This is a genomic window from Micromonospora sp. WMMD714 (genome assembly GCF_029581315.1).
In the GTDB taxonomy this organism is placed as follows: Bacteria; Actinomycetota; Actinomycetes; order Mycobacteriales; family Micromonosporaceae; genus Micromonospora; species Micromonospora rifamycinica.
In genome coordinates this window covers 4,877,136-4,897,230 of the sequence record NZ_CP120744.1, presented here as the reverse complement: position 1 = coordinate 4,897,230, position 20,095 = coordinate 4,877,136, and the positions used below count along the sequence as shown (strand labels likewise).

The following is a 20,095-nucleotide window of genomic DNA, read 5'->3' as shown; positions in this document are numbered from 1 at the left end:
CTCAGTGGATCGCCCCGGTGACCGGTGGGGGCGGGTCGTCACGCATGGCGCGTACCGCCACACCGGCGAAGAGACACGCGGCGTGGTGACCGGGGGCCACCTCGACCGCGGGCGGATCCGTCTCGGCGCAGTCGGGACGGGCCTGCGGGCAGCGGGTCCGGAACCGGCAGCCGCTCGGCGGGTCGGTCGGGCTGGGCAGCTCACCACGCAGGATGATCCGTCGCCGGTCGCGCTCCACCCGGGGGTCGGCCACCGGGATCGCCGACAGCAGGGCCGCCGTGTACGGGTGTGCCGGCTCCCGCCAGAGCTGCGCCGGGGTGCCCGTCTCCACGATCCGTCCCAGGTGCATCACGGCGATCCGGTCGCTCAGGTGCTCCACGGCGGCCAGGTCGTGCGCGATGAACAGGTAGGTCAGCCCGAGGTCACGTTGCAGCCGGCGCAGCAGGTTCATGATCTGCGCCTGCACGCTCAGGTCGAGCGACGCGATCGGTTCGTCGAGGACGATCAGGTCGGGCTCACCGGCCAGCGCCCGGGCGATCCCGACCCGCTGGCGCTGGCCGCCGGAGAGTTCGTGCGGGTGCCGGCCGGCCGTCTCGGGTCGTAGCCCCACCAGGTCGAGCAGCTCGGCGACCCGACGCCGACGGGCCTCGGCGCTGCCCGCGAGCCGGTGGACGACCAGCGGCTCGGCGATGCTGGCGCCGACGGTGCGGCGCGGGTCCAGCGACGCCTGCGGGTCCTGGAACACCATCGCCACCCGGCGACGCAGCCCGCGTAGCCGACGACGCGACCAGCCGGTGACGTCCTGTCCGCCGACCCGGATCCGCCCGGCGGTCGGGTCGACCAGTCGCAGCAGCGCCAGACCGGCGGTCGACTTGCCGCTGCCGGACTCACCCACCAGCCCCAGCGTCTCGCCGGCCCGCACCGCCAGCGACACCCCGTCCACCGCACGGACGGGTGGGCCGCCGGGGCTGGGGAACCAGACGGTCAGGTCGTCGAGTTCGGCGACGGGTGCCGTACTCATCAGCCCTCCGGGATGGGTCGGTCGTGGCCCGTGCCGGCGGTCGACACACCGGTGGACCGGTCGTCGCCGGTGGCCGGACGGGCACCGGTGGGGAAGCCGTCGGCGGTGGGGCGGTCGCCGCCGGTGGGGCGGTCGCCGGCGGTGAGGAGGCCGTCGCCGGTGGGGGAACAGAAGGTGCGGACCCGGTGCGCGGGGGCGATCGGGATCAGCGGCGGCAGTTCGTGGGCGCAGCGGGGGTCGCCGCGCACCGGGCAGCGGGGCCAGAAGGCGCAGCCCGGCGGCAGGGCGAGCGGGCTGGGCGGCGCACCGGGGATCGCGGCCAGCTCCTCCCCCGCCATGCCGGGCCGGGGCCGGGCGGCCAGCAGACCCCGGGTGTACGGGTGGCCCGGCGCGGCGAAGACCGCGTCGACCGGCCCCTGCTCCACGATCCGCCCGCCGTACATCACCGCGACGGTGTCGGCGATGCCGGCCACCACGCCGAGGTCGTGGGTGATCCAGACGACCGCGGTGCCGAGCCGGCGGCGCAGGTCGGCGACGAGCTCGACGATCTGCGCCTGGGTGGTGACGTCCAACGCGGTGGTCGGCTCGTCGGCGATCAGCAGCTCCGGCTCGCAGGCCAGCGCCATCGCGATGACCACCCGTTGCCGCATCCCGCCGGAGAACTGGTGCGGATGGGCGTCCACCCGGCGTTCGGGCGACGGGATGCCGACCAGGTCGAGCAGCTCGACGGCTCGGGACCGGGCCTGCCGACGGCTCATCCCGAGGTGCTCCTCGCACGCCTCGGTGACCTGCCGGCCGACGGTCAGCACCGGGTTGAGGGTGGTCATCGGGTCCTGGAAGACGAAGCCGACGTGCCGGCCGCGCCAGCGGCGGCGGTCCGCGCCGGACATGGCGGTCAGCTCCCGGCCCAGCAGCCGGACCCGGCCGGTGACCGTGGCGGAACGCGGGGCCAGGCCGGTGGCGGCGAGCACGGTCATGCTCTTGCCGCTGCCGGACTCGCCGACCAGGGCGAGGGTCTGCCCGGGGGACACCGACCAGTCGACGCCCGCGACCGCCCGGGCCGGGCCGTCGCGGGTGCCGAGGGTCACCGTCAGGTCGCTGATCTCCAGCACCGGCGTGTCCCCGGCGGCCCGGGGCGACGGCACGACGGGTCCGCTCACCGGATGCTCCTGCGGGCTTCGCCGAGGGTGAGCCGACGGGGGTCGAGCACGTCCCGCAGCGCGTCGCCGACCAGGTTGAAGGCGAGCACGGTCAGGAAGATCGCCGCGCCGGGGAAGACCCCCAGCCACCAGGCGTCGGTGACGAACCCGCGCCCGTCGTAGAGCATCCGGCCCCAGGCCGGCGCGGGTGGCTGGACGCCCAGCCCGAGGAAGGACAGCGCCGCCTCGGACAGGATCGCGAAGGCCAGCGACAGCGAGGTCTGCACGATCAGCGGCGCGGCGACGTTGGGCAGCACGTGCCGGCGCAGGATACGCAGGTCCGAGGTGCCGATGGAGACGGCGGCCCGGACGAAGACCTGTTCCCGGACGGCGAGCACGCCGGCCCGGGTCACCCGGGCGAAGATCGGGGTGTAGACCACCCCGATGGCGACCATCGCGGTGACCAGCCCCGGGCCGAGCACCGCGACGATCGCCACGGCGAGCAGCAGCACGGGGAAGGCGAACAGCACGTCCATGCCGCGCATGAGAACGGTGTCCGCCCAGCCGCCGTACCAGCCGGCCAGCAGGCCGACGGTCACCCCCACGGCCAGGGCGATACCGACGCTGACCAGGCCCACCTGCAACGACACCCGGGCCGCCACCAGCACCCGGCTGAGCACGTCGCGGCCCAGCTCGTCGGTGCCGAACGGGTGCGCGCCACTGGGTGGGCGGAGCATCCCGTCGACGTTCACGTCGTTGATCCCGGCCGGCGCGAGCCACTGCCCGGCCAGCCCGACCACCAGCAGGACCAGCAGCACCACCGTGCCGGCGACGGCCGGCGGGTCGTGCCGCAGCGCGGTCAGCGTACGCCGCAGGGCACCCGCCGGGGCCACCGTCGGCCACGGGTTCCCGTCGACCGGGCCGCCCGGCGGCGGGGTGACGGACGACGGGTCGCGAGCGCCGTGCCACGCGCCGGTGGGCGGCGTCCGGTCCCGGGCGCTCATCGCAGCCTGATCCTCGGGTCGAGGCGGGCGTACAGGACGTCCACCAGCAGGTTCGTCAGCAGGAAGAGGGTGGCCACGAAGAGCACCGCGCCCTGGAGCACCGGATAGTCCCGGGCCTGCACGGCGTCGTAGGTGAGCCGGCCGATGCCCGGCCAGGCGAACAGCACCTCGATCACGATCACCCCGCCGACCAGGCTGGCCAACTGCACCCCCACCACGGTGACCACCGGGATCAGCGCGTTGCGCAGCACGTGCCGGACGACCACCACCCGCCGGCGCAGCCCCTTGGCCTCGGCGGTACGGACGTAGTCCTCGGCGAGCACCTCGAGCACCGAGGAGCGGATGAAACGGGTGAGGATGGAGGCGGTGACCAGGCCGACGGCGGCGGCGGGCAGCGCCACGTGGGACGCCCAGCCCGCCGGGTCGTCGGTGAGCGCCACGTAGCCCGACGGCGGCAGCCAGCCGAGCACCCCGGCGAAGAGCAGGATGCCCATGATGCCCGTCCAGAAGTCGGGGACGGAGACCCCGAACTGGCTGAACACCCGGGCGGCGTGGTCGACGAACGAGCCGCTGCGCACCGCGGAGAGCACGCCGAGGGGGAAGGCGACCAGCAGGGCGAGCAGCACGGCGGTCACCGCCAGCGACCCGGTGGCGGGGAGCCGCTCCAGCACGATCGTGGTGACCGGCTGGCCGCTGCGGAAGCTGACCCCGAGGTCACCGGTGAGCGCGTGGCCGACGTAGCTGAGGTACTGCACCACCAGCGGCCGGTCCAGCCCCGAGCGTTCCCGCAGCGCGTCGTAGGTCTGCTGGTCGAAGCGGGTGCCGAGGGAGACCCGGACCGGGTCGCCGGGGACCAGTTGCAGCAGCAGGAAGACCACCAGGGTCACCCCGAGCAGGACGACGACCGACTGGAGCAGTCGCCGCAGGACGAAGCGTCCCACCCCGCCCCCCTCAGCGGCCCAGGGCGACGTCACGGAACCGGATCGCCCGGTCGGTGCGGACCCGGTAGCCGGTGACCTTCGTCGACCAGCCCTGCACCACGTCCGGGTTGTAGAGGTAGATGTAGCTGGCGTCGTCGACGATCTGCTTGGCCGCCCGGGCGTACGTCTGCTGGCGTACCCCCTTGTCGGTCTGGGTGCGGGCCTGGTCGAGCAGGGTGTCCACGGTGGGGTTGCTGTACCCCTGGAAGTTGAACGTGCCGCCGGTACGGTGCTGGGCGTAGTAGAAGTCGTCCGGGTCGATGTTGCCGAGCCAGCCGAGCAGGAAGGCGTCGAAGTTCCCCTTGCCCTGCTCGTCGAGCCACTGGGCGAAGTCCAGGGTACGGATCTTCACGGTGATCCCGACCTCGGCGAGCTGGGCCGCGATCACCTGCGCGGCGGTGACCGTCTGCGGGTACTCGCTGGTGACCATCAGGTCCATGGTGCGGCCCGTGACGCCGGCCCCGCCGAGCAGCCGCCGGGCCTGCTCCGGATCGTGCCGGTACGGCGCGTAGTCGTAGTGCCAGGAGCTGCCCCGGGGGATCGCGGTCTGGTTGGCGGTGGCCTGCCCGAACGTGGCGGCCTTGGTGATCGCCTCCCGGTCCAGGGCGAACGCGACGGCCCGGCGGACGTTCGCGTCGTCGTACGGCTTGCGCCGCTCGTTGAGGGCGAGGTACCAGTAGTCGGTCGAGGGGGTGGTCTCGACGGTCACCCCGCCGGCCTCCTTCAGCGCCGGCACCTGCTGCGGCGGCAGGTTGTCGGTCCACTGCACCTCACCGCCGCGCAGGTTCTGCAGGGCGACCGTCGGGTCCTTGACGAAGGTGAAGGTGACCCCGTCGAGCTTCGGTTTCTGCCCCCAGTAGGCGTCGTTGCGGGCCAGCCTGATCGTGTCGCCGGCGGTGTAACCGGCCACCGTGAACGGTCCGCTGCCCACCGGCCTGGTCTTGATCGCACCGGACTCCACGTTGGACTTCTCGACGATCGCGACACCCTTGTATCCGCCGAGGTTGGCCAGCAGGTTCGGTGTCGGCGCGGTCAGCGTGACCACCACCGTCGCCGGGTCGGGCGCGATCACCGACCTGACGGTGGCAAACCGGAACGACGCGTTCAACTTCTCCCTGATGATCCGCTGGTACGAGTAGACGACGTCCTCCGAGGTCAGTGGCGACCCGTCGGAGAAGGTCACGCCCTCGCGGAGGGTGAACGTCCAGGTGAGCTGGTCACTGCTGGTGGTCCACCTGGTGGCCAGCGCCGGCCCCATGGTCAGGTCGGCGTCCGGCTCGACGAGGGTGTCGTAGACGTTCTCCAGCACCTCGAAGCTGTGGTAGGCCGAGGTCTTGTGCGGGTCGAGCTGGTCCGGCTCGCCGCCGATGGCGGCGGTGAGCGTGCCCCCGGCCGCCGGGCCGGCGGACGGGCCGCCCCCGTCGACGTCGACGCTCTCCCCCGCGCTGCATCCGGCGAGGCCGGTCAGGGCGACGACGAGCGCCGCCGCGGTGATCCTCGATCTGGTCATGGACACGGTCACCCTCCGTCGCCTGGCAGATCAAAACGCGAGTCTTCTCCGCCAATGAGGACGATGTCAATGAAATCAGCGCAATTCCCCGATCACCGGCCGTCCGTCCGATCGGGACCGCGCAGCGTGGACCGTGGACACCACGGTGCACCGGTTACCGTTTCCTGTCCACCGCCGGTCAAACCTCATTCCACCGACGGGATCCGGACCGCCGCCGGACGGGCCTGGCCACCACGGACCCGCCCCGGCCGGGTGACGGTACGGCTCAGCCCTCGACCGGCCGGGAGGGTACGGCTCAGCCCTCGACCGGCCGGTCGAGGGTGCGGCTGCGGCCACGGAACTCGGCCACCACCTCGTCGCCCCGGGAAACGGTGACGTCGTAGATGCCGCTGCGGCCGTACCGGACACGTTCGGTGGCGTACGCGGTCAACAGGTCGCCCTGGCGGACCGGACGCAGGAAACTGATCTCACCGCCGGACGCGACCGTCGCCGGGCCGTGGGTGTTGCAGGCCAGCGCGAAAGCGGTGTCGGCGAGCAGGAACAGGAAACCGCCGTGGCCGATCCGGTGCCCGTTGACCATCCCGGCGGTCACCCGCATCCGGGCCACCGCCGCCCCGTCGCCGGCGGAGACCAGCTCGATGCCGAGGCCCCGGGACGCCACGTCGGCGTCGAACATGTCGTGGGCGGCCGTCCGGCCCGCCCCGGGTTCCTCCGCCACCCGCCCGCCGGGCTCCTCGGTCCCGGTCCCGCCGGGATTCTCCGTCACGACCCCGACGGGAGCCTCCGTCACGACCCCGACGGGAGCCTCCGTCACGACCCCGACGGGAGCCTCCGTCACGACCCCGGCGGGGGCCTCCGTCACGGTTCCGCCGGGAGCCTCCGTCACCTCCCCGGGCGGGTCCGGGAGCCGGCCGTCCCGCCACCCGTCGGTCCGCTCGACGACATCCGGATCGCTGGGGCGTGGGCTACGGTCCGGCACGGTTCCTCCTGGGTCACCCGGCGCGACGCCCGGGGCCGACGCCGGTCGCCGCTGCCGACCGTACGCCGCCGGGTCGGCGACCACCTGTCGCGGGTGCCGGGCGCGATCCGGCCACCCGCCCCACCACCATCTCCTCCGGCCATCCGCCCCACCACAACCTGCTCCGGCCGCCCGCCCCACCGCCACCTCCTCCGGCCGCCGGGACCGGCGGGCGGCGTTATGCTCACGGACGTGCCGGCGGTGCGGCTGCCGTCCCGGCCCCGGCCGGGAGAACCGCGCCGGACGCGCCGACGGCCCCTGCCGGTGGTGCACGTACCGGTGGGGAGGGCTCCCGATGTCGCGGTGGTCAGCGCGGCGCGTCGACCCCGACGTCGACCTGCGCGTTCCGGCCGACCGGGGTGAGCTGACCGCGCACCCGGCCGCCGTGCTCGGCGCGATCGCCGCCGGTGGGGTGCTGGGTGCGCTCGCCCGCGCCGGGGTGCAGACCGCCCTGCCCCACGCGCCGACCGGGTTCCCCTGGTCCACCTTCGCCGTGAACGTCACCGGTTGCCTGCTGATCGGGGCGCTGATGGGGGTGCTCGGCCGGCGTCGGGCCGGTCCGCTGGTCCGGCCGTTCCTCGCCGTCGGGGTTCTCGGCGGCTTCACCACCTTCTCCGCGTACGTGGTGGACGTGCACCGGGCGCTGGCCGCCGGGGCCGCCGGGACGGCCCTGGGCTACCTGGCCGCCACCCTGGTCGGCGGACTGCTGGCGGTCGCCGTCGGTGACGCGCTGGTCGCCCGGTGGTGGGGCACGGACGCCGGCCGGGGCCACCGCGCGCCCGGATCCGGCCGGAGCGCCCGGCGGCCCGGATCCGGCCGGAGCGGTCGACGCCCCGGGTGGGGACGGGACGACCGGCCGCCGGGTCCGGGCCGGCCGCAGCGGGAGGTCCCCCGGTGACCGTACTGCTCATCGCGCTGGGCGCGGCCCTCGGTGCGCCCCTGCGCTACCTCACCGACCGGGCCGTGCAGGCCCGGCACGACTCCCGGTTCCCGTGGGGGACGCTGACCGTCAACGTCGCCGGCTCGCTGCTGCTCGGCGCGGTGGTCGGGGCACCCGTCGGGCCGGCGGTGACCGCGCTGGTCGGCACCGGCTTCTGCGGCGCGCTGACCACCTGGTCCACCTTCGGCTACGAGACCGTACGGCTGGCCCGCACCGACGCCCGGCGGCAGGCGGTGGCCAACGCCCTGACCAGCGTCGTCGCCGGTCTGGGCGCGGCCAGCCTCGGCTTCGCCCTGGCCCGGGCGCTCACCGGCTGACCGGCCTCAGCGGACCGTCGTCACGTCCCGCCCGGTGGTGTGGTCGTGTCGGTGCCGGCCGTCGTGCCCGTGCTGACCGGCGTGGTCGTGCCGACCGGCGTGGTCGTGGCCGTCGTGCCCGTGCTCGCCGGCGTGATGGTGGTGGTGGTGGCCGTGGCCGTCGACCGGGTCGTCGGGGTGGTCGTGCGGGGTCTGCGGGCGGCCCACCTTGTCGGCGAAGCCGGGCATCAGCACCCGGTACGCACAGGTGTCGCAGTTCATCCGGATGTCGCCCCGCAGCGCCTCGGCGTGCCGCTCCAGCACCAGGTCGGCCAGGGCGTCGCAGTCACCGATCAGGTCGGCGACCCGGACGTCCAGGTCGGGACGGTCCGCGGCGAACGCCTGCGACTGGGCCACGATCCGGTCCGGCAGCACCCCGGCGAACAGGAAGTAGGGGGCCACCACGATCCGGCGGGCACCCAGCCGGACCAGCCGGTCGAGCACCGCCGGCACGGACGGCTCGGCCAGCGAGATGAACCCCGGTTCGACGCCGGCGTAGCCGCGCCCCTCCCACAGCAGCCGGGCCACCTTCGCCACCTCGGCGTTGGCGTCCGGGTCGGTGGCGCCGCGCCCGATCAGCGCCACCCAGGTGCCGGCCCGGTCCGCCCCGTCCAGCGCGGCGTCGATCCGCTGCTCCAGGATGGCGTGCAGCAGCGGGTGCGGGCCGAGCGGCCGGCCGTACCGGTAGGTCAGGCCGGCGTGCCGCTCCTGCTCGCGGGCCATCGCGGCCGGGATGTCGCCCTTGCCGTGGCCGGCGGCGGTGAGCACCAGCGGCAACGCGACCAGCGACCGGTGGCCCCGGGCGACCAGCGCGGTGACCGCATCGGTCAGCGGCGGCCGGGACAGCTCGATGAAGCCACCCTCGACGTCGCCCCCGGCCCGGCCCCGGACCCGGTCGACGAGGGCGGCGAACTGGTCGACCCCGGCCGCGCTGCGCGTACCGTGCCCGACGATGACCAGTGCGGTCATTTTTCCTCCTGGTAGAGCAGGGCGTTGAGGGCGGCGGCGGCGACCGCCGAGCCGCCCTTCTCGCCGACGTTGGACACGGCGGGCAGGCCGCTGGCCCGCAACGCCGCCTTGGACTCGGCGGCCCCGACGAAGCCGACCGGCAACCCGACCACCAGCGCCGGGGCGGCGCCCACCGTGATCAGTTCGACCAGGGCGGTCGGGGCGCAGCCGACCACCCAGACCGCCCCCGGGCCGACCCGCTCCAGGGCGATCCGGACGGCCGCCGCCGACCGGGTCAGCCCGGACCGCCGGGCCAGGGCGGCGGCGGCCGGTTCGGCGACCGGGCAGACGATCTCCCGCCCCGCCCGGGTGATCCCGGCGGCGACCATCGCCACGTCGGTGACGATCGGCGCACCGGCCCGCAGCGCGGCCAGCCCACCGGCCAGCGCCGCCTCGTCGCAGACCAGGTCGGCGACGTAGTCGAGATCGGCGCTGGCGTGCACCACCCGCTCGACGACCGCGCGGGTCAACGGCGGCAGCCGCCCCAGGTCGACCCGTTCCCGCAGGATCCGGTACGACTCCTGTTCGATCGGATGGACGACCCGGCTCATCGCCCGCCTCCGGCGGCCGGTCGGTCGGTGACGGTCATGGTGCTCCTCGTCGCTCGGTGGTGACCCGGATCGCGTCCACCGGGCAGATCTCCAGACACTCCAGGCAGCCGGTGCAGCGGTCGGCCCGGACGGTCAGCCCGCCGGGCACCGGGCGGATCGCCCGGGTGGGGCAGGTCCGCAGGCAGGCCCCGCAGCCCTGACAGGCGTCGATGACCACCGGCGCGGCGACCGGGCCGCCCGCCACCACCGGAGCCGTCCCGGGTCGGGGCGCGGCGACCGGGCCGGTCGGGGACACGGCGGGGGTCATCCGCGCCACCGGTAGCCCCGGGGGGTGACCATCCGGCCGCCGACCAGCCGGGTCTGCGAGCTGCCCACCACCACCAGGCCGTACATGTCGACCACGCCCGGGTCGAAGGTGGCCAGGGTGGCCAGGTGGACCTGCTCGTCGGGTCGGCTGGCGTTGCGGACCACACCCACCGGGGTGTGCGGCGGGCGGTGCTCGGCGAACGTCGCCAGCACCGCGCCGAGCTGCCAGTCCCGGGCCCGGCTGCGCGGGTTGTAGAGCAGCGCGACCAGGTCCGCCTCGGCGGCGGCGGCGACCCGCCGTTCGATCGCCGCCCAGGGCGTGTGCAGGTCGGACAGGCTCAGGTAGACGTGGTCGTGTCCGATCGGCGCGCCGAGCAGTGCGGCGGCGGCCAGCGCGGCGGTCACCCCGGGCACCCCGACCACGTCGATCCGCTCGTCGGCGTACTCCAGGGCGGGGCTGGCCATCGCGTACACCCCGGCGTCGCCGGAGCCGACCAGCGCGACGGCGTGCCCGGCGGTGGCCTCGGCGACCGCGCTGCGGGCCCGTTCCTGCTCCGCGCCGAGCCCGCTGGCCAGCACCCGGGTACCCGGCCGCAGCAGGTCGCGGACCTGGTCGACGTACTGGTCGAGGCCGACGACCACGGCGGCCCGGCGCAGCTCGGCGACGGCACGCGGGGTACGCAGGTCGGCCGCGCCGGGGCCCAGGCCGACGATCGCCAACCGGCCGCGCGGGGCCTGCCGGGCGACCGCGACGGTGGCCATCGCCGAGGCGGTCTTCGGCACCAGCAGGGTGCCGCCGTCGTGCAGCGCCGCCGCCTCGGCGACGCTGGGCGTGCCGACAGCGGCCCGGACCACCTCACTGGGGTGCGGCACGTCGACCGTGGCCAGCTCCGCCGCCGGCCAGGTCCGCAGGGGTACGCCGAGCGCCTCGGCGGTGGCCCGGATGCCCTCCTCGTCGGCCTTCACGTCGACACTGGCCAGGCAGCGCAGACTGGCCGGGCTCAACCCGGCGGCGGCGAACGCCCGGCGCAGCAGCGCCGCGACCTCGGCGGCCAGCACCCCCCGGCTCGATCCCACCCCGGCGACCAGGGACGGCGGTCGCAGCACGACGGTCCGGTCGTCCACCGGCACGATCCGGTCGGTGACCAGCACCCGGTAGCCGCCGGACTCCGGGCCGGTGGCCGTGGGGTCCACACCCGCCGGGGTTGCGAGGTGGACGTTCGACGGCAGGGCGGGCAGCGGCCAGACCGCGTCGGCGACCAGCCGGACCGGTTCCCCGTCGAGGATCGCCCGGGACACCGCGGCCACCGCCCCCTCGACCGGCCAGCCGAGGGTGTCCAGGCCGGGCAGGTCGACCGCGTCGGTGGCGGTGGTGACCACCGGCCGGGCGTCGAGCAGCGCGGCCACCTCGGCGGCGAGCGCGTTCGCGCCCCCGGCGTGGCCACCGAGCAGGGCGACGGCGTGCCGGGCGGCCTCGTCGACCACCACCACCGCCGGATCGGTGCGCTTGTCGTCGAGCAGCGGTGCCAGGATCCGTACCACCGCCCCGGTGGCCAGGAAGACCACCACCGCGTCGTACGCCGCCCAGGCGGCGCGCAGCGCGTCGGCGACCCCGTCGGCCTCGACCAGCCGGGCGTGCGGCCAGGCGTCGGCCAGGGTCCGGGCGTGCCGACGACCGGCGGCGGTGGCCGCGACGAGTCCCACCCGGTGCGGACCGACGCCGGTCACCGGTGCTCCCCGGGTCGACGTGGTGCGGTGCCGGTCACGGGCGGTCGCCCGTGCCGACGTGGTGCGGTGACGGTCACGGGCGCTCCCCGGTGAGGACGACCACCGGGTTGGTGGCCGCGAGTCGGATGGATCCGTCGGGCAGGTCGGCCAGGCGGGCGGCGGTGAGCTGGCTGCCGGTGACCGTGTAGCCGGCGGCGCGCAGCAGGTGCACGGCCGGGGCGATCCGGTCCAGGGCGGCGAGGGTGACCACCACCCGGGCGGGGCGGCGGTCGGCGACGGCGGTCAGCACGGCGGTCCCCCCGCCCCCGACGAAGACGGCGTCCGGGTCGGGCAACCCGCGCAGCACGGCCGGGGCGTCGCCGGTGACCACCCGCACGTCGACACCGTGCCGGGCGGCGTTGACCGCGATCGGTGCCGCCGGATCCCGCTCCACGGCGATCACCGCCGCGCCGAGCAGCGCGCACTCGATGCCGACCGAGCCGCTGCCCGCGCCGACGTCCCAGACCAGTCGACCGAGCCGGGGCCGCAGCCGGGCGACGGCCAGCGCCCGTACCTCGGCCTTCGTGATCATCGAGTCCCGGTGCCGGTACGCCGACTCGGGCAGCGCCCAGCCGTCGGCGGGCGCGGCGGCCGGCTGGTTGTCCGCCCGCACCGGCCCGACACCGATCGGCGTCGCGGGCTCGACAGCGGCCGGCGTCGCGGGGTCGGCGTCGCGGTCGGCACCGGCGGGGGCCGCCAGGCTGAGCAGGACGTGCGGATCGGCCCAGCGGCGGGCGGCGGCCTGCTCCGGGGTGGCCCAGGTGACCCGCTCGGCGGCGCTGCCGAGGTGTTCGGCCACCACCAGCCGGCGGGACCAGCCGGCCAGCCCGGCCCCGATCTCGGTGGCACCGGCACCCGGCGCGGTGAGCACGGCGACGGCCGGTAGCGCCCGGCAGGCGTGCAGCGCCGGACCGAGGTCCCGGCCGTGGGCGGTGACCACCACGGTGCCGTCCCAGTCGAGCCCCGCGCGGGCGAACGCGGCGGCCACGCTGGACACCGCCGGCAGCACCCGCACCGGCAGCCCGGCGGCGCGCAACCGGCGTACCACGCCGAAGAAGCCGGGGTCGCCGCTGGCCAGCACCACGGTCGGCAGCCCGGCGGCGTGGGCGGCGGTGAGCCGGTCCAGCGCGGGGGCGAGCGGCCCGAGGACGACGGTCTCGACGTCGGGCGGCACCGGCACGGCGGCCAGGTGCCGGGCCGCCCCGACCACCAGCCCGGCCCCGGCCAGGGCGGCCAGCGCCGCCGGTGGCCACGGCCGACCGGCCGCGTCGACCCCCAGCACCAGCACCGGCACCGCGCCACCGGCCACCGGCACGGACCGCACCGCGCCGTCCGCCACCGGCACGGACCACGCCGCGCCGTCCGCCGCCGGATCCCAGCCGGTCGCCAGGTCCCGGCCGGTCGCCGGATCCCGGCCGGTCGCCGGATCCCGGCCGGTCGCCGGATCCCGGCCGGTCGCCGGATCCCGGCCGGTCATGCCGGCCACCGGCCGGAGGAGGCCACCAGGTGGTCGCCGGTGAAGTCGACCATCGCCACGTCGACGGTGAGCGCCGGCCCGGCGAAGCGGCGCAGCACCTGCCGGACCCGGCCGCAGAGCAGGTCACCGGCGGGACGCAGCAGGCCGGCGGCCTCCCACAGCTCGTACGCGTGCCGCCCGGTGTTCGCCGCGACCACCGCCGCCACCAGGTCGGCGTCGCCACCGGCCTCGGCGGTCACCGCACCGAGCAGCGACAGGTCCACCTTCGACCGGGTGTAGTGGGTCATCAGGATGCCGGCGGCGAGCTTCGCCAGCTTGCCGGCCATCCCGACGAAGACCACCCCGGTCATCGCGTCGCCGACGGCGGCGGTGACGGCCGCGCCGGTGAAGTCGCCGACCTCGACGAAACACACCTCGGGCAGCTCCGGCAGCAACGCGCGGGCGGCCCGTTCGGTGCGCCCGCCGGTGCACAGCACCACGGTCCGCTGGCCCTGGGCGGCCATCACGTGCACCGCCTGCACCACGCTGGCCCGCCAGGAGGCGGTGGAGAACGGCCGGACGATGCCGGTGGTGCCGAGGATCGAGATGCCGCCGACGATGCCGAGCCGCCGGTTGGTGGTCTTGCGGGCCATCACCTCGCCGTCCGGGACGCTGATCACCACCCGGACCCCCACCTCGGTCAGGTCGACCACCTCGGCGACGGCCTGGCCGATCATCCGCCGGGGCGTGTCGTTGATGGCCGGCCCGCCGACGGCGAGGCCGAGCCCGGGGCGGGTGACGGTGCCGACGCCCGGGCCACCGGCCAGGTCCAGGCCGGGGCGGGGCCGCCAGCCGACGGTGGCGGTGAGGTGTGCGCCGTGGGTGACGTCCGGGTCGTCCCCGGCGTCCTTGACCACCACCGCCTCCGCCGTCGGTTCGGGTCGGGCGGTCAGGTCGCAGCGGGCCACCGGGAAGGTCACCCGCCGCCCAGCGGGCAGCCCGATCTCCACCTCCCGCTGGGGCACCCCGGTGAGCAGCGCGGTCACCGCCGCCTTCGCCGCCGCCGTCGCGCACGCGCCGGTGGTCCAGCCGGTGCGCAGCGCGACCGGCCGGACCTTCGCGGTACGCGGCAGGTCCGGCTCCCGCAGCGGCGGCTCGGGGTACGTCACGGTGCCGCGTCCTCCGCGGCGGCACGGGACCGGCGCAGCTCGGCGCGGGCGGTCGGCTCGGCCCGGCGGAAGGTGTGGAAGTGCCCGGGGTGGTAGAGGTGGGAGCGGGTGCCGCTGGCGGCGAGCGCCGGGCCGACCAGGAACAGGGTGTGCTTCCACAGCCGGTGTTCCTTGACGGTGGCCGCCAGGTCGCCGAGCGCGCACCGCACCACCAGCTCGTCCGGCCAGGTCGCCTGGTAGGCCACCACGACCGGGGTGTCGGCCGGGTAGCCGCCGGCGAGCAGTTCCGTCTGGGCCTGCCCGGCGCGGGCGGCGGAGAGGAACAGCGCCATGGTGGTGCCGTGCCGGGCGAAGTCGCGGACCCGTTCCCCCGCCGGCATCGGCGTCTTGCCCCCCTCCAGCCGGGTGAGGATCACCGACTGGGCCACCTCCGGGATGGTCAGTTCCCGGCCGACGATCGCGGCCACGGCGGTGAACGAGGAGACCCCGGGGACGATCTCCACGGCCAGGTCGAGCGCCCGGCACAGGTCGAGCTGTTCCTGCACGGCACCCCAGAGCGCCGGGTCGCCGGAGTGGATCCGGGCCACGGTGAGCCGGTCGGCGGCGGCCCGCCGGTACAGCGGCAGCACCCCCTCGATGGGCAGCTGCGACGAGTCGACGATCTCGGCGTCGGGGCGGGCGTGGGCCAGCACGTCGGCGTGCACCAGGCTGGCCGCCCAGACCACCACGTCGGCGGCGGCGATCACCCGGGCGGCGCGCAGGGTGAGCAGGTCGGCGGCGCCGGGTCCGGCCCCCACGAACCACACCTTTCCGGTGGGCGTCACAGTTTTCCTCCCCGCCCGTCCCGGCGGGCCGGGACCAGCAGCGTCGACAGGTACGGCAGGTCGTCGTCGGCCGGCCCGACCGGCCCGACCCACTCGTCGGGCAGGCCGAGGCCCCGACCGAGCACCGCGTCGTCGAGCCGGTCGTGCCGGCGCAGCTCGTCGACGAGTTCCCGGTGCCGACGCCAGCCCTTGTAGACCACGACGGTGCCCGGACCGGCGAGGGCGTCGGCGACCAGCTCCGGGCCGGCGGTGGCCGGCAGCAGGGTCAGCGGCTCCCGCCCCTGGCAGAGCGGGACGCCGCTGCGGGCGGCCAGCTCCTGCATGGCGGTGACGCCGGGCACGGTCCGCACCCGTACCGCCGGACGCAGGGCGCGGACGCCGTCGGCCAGGTAGGTGAAGGTGGAGTAGACGTTGGGGTCGCCGATGGTGGCGAAGGCGACCGACCGGGCGCCCGCGTCGATCGCGTCGACGACGGCGCGGGCGGCCGCGTCCCAGGCGGCCTCCCGGCGCGCGGTCACCCCGCCCCGGTCGTCGAGGGCGAACGGCAGCCGGCGCAGCCGGTCCGCCGGTACGTGTGCGCGGACCGTCGTCTCGGCCCGGCCGGGGGGCGTGGCCGGGTCCGCCGCCAGCCGGTCCAGCACCGGTACGACCACCAGGTCGGCCTCGGCCAGCACCCGCACCGCCCTGAGGGTGAGCAGTTCCGGGTCACCCGGCCCGACCCCCACCCCGGTCAGCGTGGCGGGCGGCGGCGCGCTCCCCGCAGCGGCGGCTTCAGCGGGCGCGCTCCCCGCACCGGCGGCGTCACCGTGCGGACGACCCGCACCGGCGGCGGTCACCGGGCCGCCGCCTCGACCAGCCGGCGGGCGGCCCGGGGGTGACCCGCCCAGTGGGTGTGCAGGTAGGAGGCGTGCACCTGGCCGGTGACGAAACCGTGGCCGGTGCCGTCCCAGTGCCAGGCGGGCCGGTCGCCGTGCCCGGGGTCGGTGACGGTGCGGTGGAACTCGTGGCCGCGTACCGGCTCACCGGCCGGGTGGACCGGGGAGTCGGTGGCGGCGACCGCCTCGCGGTAGCCGAGGGTGAGCCGGCCGGTCATCCGGGCGTGGTGGTCGAGCCGGCCGCACATCGGCACCCCGTCCAGGGAACGGCCGAGGTAGAGCAGCCCGGCGCACTCGGCGACCACCGGCCCGGCGAAGCCGGCCAGCTCGGCGCGGAGCCCGGTGTTGGCGCTCAACGCCTCCACGTGCACCTCGGGGAAGCCGCCACCGATGACCACCGCCCGGGTGCCGGCGGGCAGGGCCGGATCCCGCAGCGGGTCGAACGGCGCCACCGTCGCCCCGGCCGCGGTGAGCAGTTCGGTGGTCTCGGCGTACGAGAAGGTGAAGGCCGCTCCGGCGGCGACCGCGACGACCGGACGGTCCCCGCCGGCCGGGCCGCCGACGGCCGTCACCGGATCCCAGGCGTCCACTGTCAACGGGGGTGCGCTGCGGGCCAGGGCGAGCACCGCGTCGAGGTCGACGGTGGACTCGACGAGACCGGCGAGCGCCTCGACCACGGCCAGCGACTCCGGGGCCCGTTCGGCGACCGGCACCAGCCCCAGGTGCCGGGCCGGCGCGGCCACCTCGACGGCCCGGGTGACCGCCCCGAGCACCGGCACGTCCACCTCGGCCAGCGCGTCGCGCAGCAGGGTCTCGTGCCGGGACGAGCCGACCCGGTTGAGGATCACCCCGCCGATCCGTACCGCCGGGTCGAAGGCGCGCATGCCGAGCACCAGCGCGGCGGCCGACCGCCCCTGCGCGGTAGTGTCCAGGACCAGCAGCACGGGCGCGTCGACCAGTGTGGCGACGTGGGCGGTGGAGGCGTACCCGGCCCGGCCGACCGCCCCGTCGTGCAGCCCCATCACCCCTTCGACCACCGCGACGTCGGCGGGGACGGGGACGCTCGCGCCGTGCCGCAGCAGCGGGGCGACCAGCTCCTCGCCGACCAGCCACGGGTCCAGGTTGCGGCCGGGACGACCGGCGGCCAGCGCGTGGTACCCGGGGTCGATGTAGTCGGGGCCGACCTTGTGCGGGCTGACCGCGAGACCCCGACGGCGCAGCGCGGCGAGCAGACCGGTGGTCACCGTGGTCTTGCCGTGCCCACTGGCCGGGGCGGCCACCACCAGCCGCGGCAGCGCCGTCACCACTCGATGCCCTTCTGGCCCTTCTGGCCGGCGTCCATCGGGTGCTTGACCTTGGTCAGCTCGGCGACCAGGTCGGCCGCCTCGACCAGTCGCGGGTCGGCGTCCCGGCCGGTGATCACCACGTGCTGGAAGCCGGGTCGGTGGGTGAGGGTGTCGACCACCTCGTCGACGTCCACCCAGCCCCACTTCATCGGGTAGGTGAACTCGTCCAGGACGTACAGGCCGTAGCGCTCCGCGGCCAGGTCGCGCTGGATCTGCCGCCAGCCCTCCAGGGCGTCGGCGGCGTGGTCGGCCTCGCCGCCGCGCTGGATCCACGACCAGCCCTCGCCCATCTTGTGCCAGGCGACCGGGGCACCCTGGCCGGTGTCGGCGTGCACCTGCCCCAGTGCCCGGAAGGCGTTCTCCTCGCCGACCCGCCACTTGGCGCTCTTGACGAACTGGAACACCCCGATCGGCAGCCCGGCCGTCCAGGCCCGCAGCGCCAGGCCGAAGGCGGCGGTGGACTTCCCCTTCATCTGTCCGGTGTGGACGATGGTGAGCGGGCGGTGCCGCCGCTGCCGGGTGGTCAACCCGTCGGCGGGCACGTGCTCCGGCTTTCCCTGTGGCATCAGCGCACCCTCCCGGGCGATCCGACGGTGGCGAGACCGGCCAGCGGGTCGGCGGCCACCGTGTCGAGATGGTGATGGGCCGCGCCGAGCTGGCCGGCGAGCCGACGGGCCAGGTGCAGCCGGACCGGACCGGCCTCGCAGTCGACCACCACGCACGGCGCACCGGTGGCGGCCAGGACGGCCGCGGCTCGCGCCGACCGCTCCAGCGGCCGGGTGCCGGCGGTGGCCCGGCCGTCGGTGACCACCAGCACCAGCGGACGCCGCCGCGGATCCCGCAGCCGCTGCACCCGCAGCAGGTCGGCGGCGGCGAGCAACCCCTCCGCCAGCGGGGTACGCCCGCCGGTGGGCAGCTCGGCGAGGCGCGCCGAGGCGGCCAGCACCGAGGAGGTCGCCGGCAGCACCACCTGTGCGCCAGTGCCCCGGAAGGCGACCACCGCCACCGTGTCCCGGCGCTGGTAGGCGTCGGTGAGCAGGGCGAGCACCGCGCCCTTCACCGCCGACATCCGCTGCCGCGCCCCCATCGACCCGCTGGCGTCGACCACGAACAGCACCAGGTTGCCCTCGCGGCCCTCCCGGACCGCCTCCCGCAGGTCGTCGGGGCGCACCAGCAGCCGGCCCCCGCGCCGGCCCCGCCCGGCCTGGTGCGGGGCGGCGGCGCGCAGGGTCGCCGGCAGGTGCACCGCGGCGGGCCGACCGGCCGGCACCCGCGCGCCGGTGGTCCGCCCCCGCCCGGTCCGGGCCCGCGACCGCCGGCCGGGCACCCCGTCACCCACCCCCGGCGCGGTGAACAACCGGGCCGTCATCCCCCGCCGGGGTACGGCCACCGAGGACGCACCCGCCGCCGGCTCACCGGCGTCCGTGCCGCCGCCCGGCCGACCGGGCCGCCCCGCACCGCCCTCGGACCGGTCGGACCCGGCCCCGGACGCTCCCGACCGCCCGTCGGCCCGGGAGTCGTCGCCCTGGTCCGGCCCACTGTCGCGGAGGTCCCGGTCATGGGTCGACCGGTCCCCGGCGGGACGCTCGTCGGCGGTGTCCGCCGGCCCGCCGCGGTGGTCACCCCCGGCGTGCGGCCCGTCAGCGCCGGGGTACGGCCGGTCGGCACCGGGTCCACCCGGGCCGGTCCCGCCGGTCGGAGGGCCGCCCGGCCCACCCGGGCCGGAGCCGTCCGGCCCGTCGGAGGGGTCGTCCGGGCCGGACGGGCCGGTGCCGGGCGGCTCGTCGTCGGGGTGCTCGTCGCGGGCCCGCTGCAACGCCTCGTCGAGGCGCTTCTCGTCCAGGCCCGGGGTGTCGAACGGGTCGCGGCGACGGCGGTGCGGCAGGGCGAGCCGGGCGGCGACCCGCACGTCGTCGGCGGTCACCCGGTCCCGGCCCTGCCAGGCGGCGTGCGCCACGGCGGTGCGGGCGGTGACGATGTCGGCGCGCATCCCGTCGACGTCGAACGCGGCACAGACCTCGGCGATCTGCCGCAGCGCGGCGTCGGGCAGCAGCACCCGGTCGAGCCGGCCCCGGGCGGCGGCGACCCGGGCGGCCACCTCGGCGTCGGCGGCGGCCCACCGGGCGGCGAACCCGGCCGGATCGGCGTCGGCGGCGAGCCGTCGGCGCACCACCTCCACCCGGACGGCCGGATCACGGCTGGCGGCCACCTCGACGGTGAGACCGAACCGGTCCAGCAGCTGCGGACGCAGCTCCCCCTCCTCCGGGTTCATCGTGCCGACCAGCAGGAACCGGGCGGCATGGCTGACCGAGACCCCTTCCCGCTCGACGTGGCAGCGGCCCATCGCCGCGGCGTCCAGGAGCAGGTCGACCAGATGGTCGTGGAGCAGGTTCACCTCGTCGACGTAGAGCACCCCCCGGTGCGCGGCGGCGAGCAGGCCGGGCTCGAAGGCGCGTACCCCCTCGGCGAGAGCCTTCTCCAGGTCGAGCGAACCGACCACCCGGTCCTCGGCGGCGCCGACCGGCAGCTCCACCAACCGGGCCGGCCGCCGCTCGACCGGCCTGGCCGCCGGATGCGGGCCGTCCGGGCAGGTCGGGTCGGGGGCGGCCGGGTCGCAGCCGAACCGGCAGCCGGCGACCCGGTCCACCGGCGGGAGCAGGGCGGCCAGGGCACGCACGGCGGTCGACTTGGCGGTCCCCTTCTCGCCCCGGACGAGCACCCCGCCGATCGCCGGGCTGACCGCGTTGAGCAGCAGCGCCAGCCGCATGTCGTCCATCCCCAGCACGGCCGAGAACGGGTAGCCGCCCCCGTCACTCCGCACCCCC

Annotated in this window: 16 protein-coding genes and 3 pseudogenes; 2 read left to right on the top strand and 17 right to left on the bottom strand. The window is 76.3% G+C overall.

Going from position 1 to position 20,095, the window contains the following annotated elements; genetic code table 11:
* Position 1: 1 nt before the first annotated feature.
* From O7625_RS20845 to paaI, 6 genes and pseudogenes are all read right to left on the bottom strand, one after another.
* Entirely contained in the window at positions 2-1,021 is a 1,020-nt protein-coding gene (locus O7625_RS20845; RefSeq protein WP_282340779.1) for an ABC transporter ATP-binding protein, read from the bottom strand.
* 170 nt (positions 1,022-1,191) lie between these two features.
* Positions 1,192-2,181 (bottom strand): annotated as a pseudogene (locus O7625_RS20840) (ABC transporter ATP-binding protein); the annotation flags it as partial.
* Complete coding sequence (locus O7625_RS20835) at positions 2,178-3,164, bottom strand: ABC transporter permease (protein WP_282340777.1); 987 nt, start codon at positions 3,162-3,164, stop codon at positions 2,178-2,180. The pseudogene O7625_RS20840 and the gene O7625_RS20835, both read right to left, overlap by 4 nt.
* A complete protein-coding gene (locus O7625_RS20830) occupies positions 3,161-4,105 on the bottom strand; it encodes an ABC transporter permease (protein WP_067312652.1) in 945 nt (314 codons plus the stop codon). Before O7625_RS20830 ends, O7625_RS20835 begins: the two co-directional genes overlap by 4 nt.
* Positions 4,106-4,115: 10 nt before the next feature.
* The gene (locus O7625_RS20825; RefSeq protein WP_282340775.1) at positions 4,116-5,654 is read right to left on the bottom strand and encodes an ABC transporter substrate-binding protein; all 1,539 of its coding nucleotides are present in this window, start codon (positions 5,652-5,654) and stop codon (positions 4,116-4,118) included.
* A gap of 295 nt (positions 5,655-5,949) precedes the next feature.
* Positions 5,950-6,330 (bottom strand): hydroxyphenylacetyl-CoA thioesterase PaaI, encoded by a 381-nt coding sequence (paaI, locus tag O7625_RS20820; protein ID WP_282347031.1) that lies wholly within the window; start codon positions 6,328-6,330, stop codon positions 5,950-5,952.
* A gap of 637 nt (positions 6,331-6,967) precedes the next feature.
* Here paaI and O7625_RS20815 point away from each other — a divergent pair.
* Positions 6,968-7,396, top strand: a pseudogene (locus tag O7625_RS20815) (CrcB family protein); the annotation flags it as partial.
* A 170-nt stretch (positions 7,397-7,566) separates the two neighbouring features.
* Positions 7,567-7,929 carry a fluoride efflux transporter CrcB gene (crcB, locus tag O7625_RS20810; protein ID WP_282340773.1) on the top strand — a complete coding sequence of 121 codons (363 nt, stop codon included), beginning with the start codon at positions 7,567-7,569 and terminating at the stop codon, positions 7,927-7,929.
* 132 nt (positions 7,930-8,061) lie between these two features.
* Here crcB and O7625_RS20805 read toward each other — a convergent pair.
* From O7625_RS20805 to O7625_RS20755, 11 genes and pseudogenes are all read right to left on the bottom strand, one after another.
* Positions 8,062-8,937, bottom strand: a pseudogene (locus O7625_RS20805) (sirohydrochlorin chelatase); the annotation flags it as partial.
* A complete protein-coding gene (locus O7625_RS20800) occupies positions 8,934-9,527 on the bottom strand; it encodes a precorrin-8X methylmutase (RefSeq protein ID WP_067312638.1) in 594 nt (197 codons plus the stop codon). The pseudogene O7625_RS20805 and the gene O7625_RS20800, both read right to left, overlap by 4 nt.
* A 34-nt stretch (positions 9,528-9,561) precedes the next feature.
* Positions 9,562-9,834: a 4Fe-4S binding protein gene (locus tag O7625_RS20795; protein WP_331715198.1), complete on the bottom strand. Its 273-nt coding sequence runs from the start codon at positions 9,832-9,834 to the stop codon at positions 9,562-9,564.
* Entirely contained in the window at positions 9,831-11,561 is a 1,731-nt protein-coding gene (gene cobJ / locus O7625_RS20790; RefSeq protein WP_282340768.1) for a precorrin-3B C(17)-methyltransferase, read from the bottom strand. The genes O7625_RS20795 and cobJ overlap by 4 nt, the downstream gene beginning before the upstream one ends.
* Positions 11,562-11,634: 73 nt before the next feature.
* Positions 11,635-13,086: a precorrin-6y C5,15-methyltransferase (decarboxylating) subunit CbiE gene (gene cbiE, locus O7625_RS20785; protein WP_348773962.1), complete on the bottom strand. Its 1,452-nt coding sequence runs from the start codon at positions 13,084-13,086 to the stop codon at positions 11,635-11,637.
* Positions 13,074-14,225 (bottom strand): cobalt-precorrin-5B (C(1))-methyltransferase, encoded by a 1,152-nt coding sequence (locus tag O7625_RS20780; protein ID WP_282340763.1) that lies wholly within the window; start codon positions 14,223-14,225, stop codon positions 13,074-13,076. The genes cbiE and O7625_RS20780 overlap by 13 nt, the downstream gene beginning before the upstream one ends.
* Positions 14,222-15,049, bottom strand: a complete 828-nt coding sequence (cobM, locus tag O7625_RS20775; protein ID WP_282340761.1) for a precorrin-4 C(11)-methyltransferase — start codon at positions 15,047-15,049, stop codon at positions 14,222-14,224. Before cobM ends, O7625_RS20780 begins: the two co-directional genes overlap by 4 nt.
* On the bottom strand, positions 15,046-15,783 hold the full coding sequence (cobI, locus tag O7625_RS20770) for a precorrin-2 C(20)-methyltransferase (protein ID WP_282347029.1): 738 nt from the start codon (positions 15,781-15,783) through the stop codon (positions 15,046-15,048). Before cobI ends, cobM begins: the two co-directional genes overlap by 4 nt.
* Positions 15,784-15,881: 98 nt before the next feature.
* Entirely contained in the window at positions 15,882-17,231 is a 1,350-nt protein-coding gene (locus O7625_RS20765) for a cobyrinate a,c-diamide synthase (RefSeq protein WP_282340759.1), read from the bottom strand.
* Positions 17,225-17,836, bottom strand: coding sequence for a cob(I)yrinic acid a,c-diamide adenosyltransferase (gene cobO, locus O7625_RS20760; RefSeq protein WP_282340757.1), 612 nt, complete (start codon positions 17,834-17,836; stop codon positions 17,225-17,227). Before cobO ends, O7625_RS20765 begins: the two co-directional genes overlap by 7 nt.
* Positions 17,836-20,046 (bottom strand): VWA domain-containing protein, encoded by a 2,211-nt coding sequence (locus O7625_RS20755; RefSeq protein WP_348774022.1) that lies wholly within the window; start codon positions 20,044-20,046, stop codon positions 17,836-17,838. The genes cobO and O7625_RS20755 overlap by 1 nt, the downstream gene beginning before the upstream one ends.
* Positions 20,047-20,095 lie beyond the last annotated feature (49 nt).